This is a genomic window from Vibrio sp. 10N.222.46.A1 (assembly GCF_041473595.1).
Taxonomy (GTDB): Bacteria; Pseudomonadota; Gammaproteobacteria; order Enterobacterales; family Vibrionaceae; genus Vibrio; species Vibrio tasmaniensis_A.
In genome coordinates this window covers 1-1,257 of sequence record NZ_JBFRSN010001617.1, presented here as the reverse complement: position 1 = coordinate 1,257, position 1,257 = coordinate 1, and the positions used below count along the sequence as shown (strand labels likewise).

The 1,257-nt window shown below is 37.6% G+C and carries 1 protein-coding gene and 1 pseudogene; both read right to left on the bottom strand.

The window, feature by feature from the left end; all coding sequences use genetic code 11:
* Window positions 1–229, bottom strand: a pseudogene (locus AB4496_RS28465) (GNAT family N-acetyltransferase); the annotation flags it as partial.
* 211 nt (window positions 230–440) lie between these two features.
* Window positions 441–1,217: a glycosyltransferase family 25 protein gene (locus tag AB4496_RS28460; protein ID WP_009846298.1), complete on the bottom strand. Its 777-nt coding sequence runs from the start codon at window positions 1,215–1,217 to the stop codon at window positions 441–443.
* Window positions 1,218–1,257 lie beyond the last annotated feature (40 nt).

Below are 1,257 nucleotides of genomic sequence, written 5' to 3'. Positions count from 1 at the left end.
GCGTTACCTTCCCCACCAAGAAACCAACAACCTGTTGAGCATCAACCGCAACTAAGAAAGTGCCAACCGGATCAAGCATCAATCCCAACCAATATTCTTCACTATCAGCCAAGCCATGAGAAGCGGGAGCAAATACTATAGGGGCACCAAGATGATGTTGACGATTTATTTGCATAGAGAGCTCTAAGATCGAGCTAATATCAGTTACCTTAGCGTTCCGGATTTGCATATCACTACCTTTTTAAATTCAATAACACCTTAGCAAAAATAGCTTAGCTGTGCACCGTCCTACTCTTTTAACAAAACTTTCGAGCTAGAGCTTGATACCACTAATTACATGACACGATAACGAAGAACAGCTCCCAATTGGGAGCTGTTCTTATATCTAAATCTCGGTTCGTTCTAAACGAATGACGTAAAATCAATCAGATAAGAAACGATTAAAAACCGTTAAACATTTTGGGTCTGCTTTTTTTGATTATTACGGTATAGGTCAAATTGAACAAACCATTCATAGCGACATCTCTAAACTTACTTAAGAATTTTAGAGTTTTAATACGGAGTGATTTTTTTGTTCTAGAAGACCGATTCCCAATGACTGAGCCACCTTCTCCCCCGGTTAATCCTGCAGGAGATATTCCGTAAGTTGGTTGCTTATGAAGCCATACATTTCTAATAAATACATCTACTGGGTAGAGGAATCGTTCACTTTTTTCTATAAAAATTTTCGCCACATGCGGTGTGATCATATAGGCAGTGGTGCATAGTGGTGTTTTAATATGTCGCACTAGACTTTGTTCGTCATCGAGATTTTCAACGACATAATTATACTCTCTCTTAGTCGAATAATTTTCCAATCTCATAAAACCACACTCTTCAATATGCTTACTGGCAAATTGAACCGTTTTTTCAAATACATCGACATCAACAACAACATCGTCTTCGAAGACAATAACTGGTTGATTTAACTGAATGCATCTTTCCCACGCTAAATAGTGACTACCATAACACCCGATCTCACCAGGAACAGCGATCCTTCCATTTAGTGCATAAAAGGCGGTTTCATCATAGAAATCCATCAAAGGATGAGGTTTAGAGGACATAGCATCAACAGCACTCAACTTTTCAATATCTAGAGACTTAATATTTAAAAGTTGCTTTTGGCTGGATAAAAATCGTTCAGATTTACGTTCTAGCGCAATAATAAGAGATTTCACAGTAAAAAAACACCTATTGCTAATAATTTAACCCATAAGA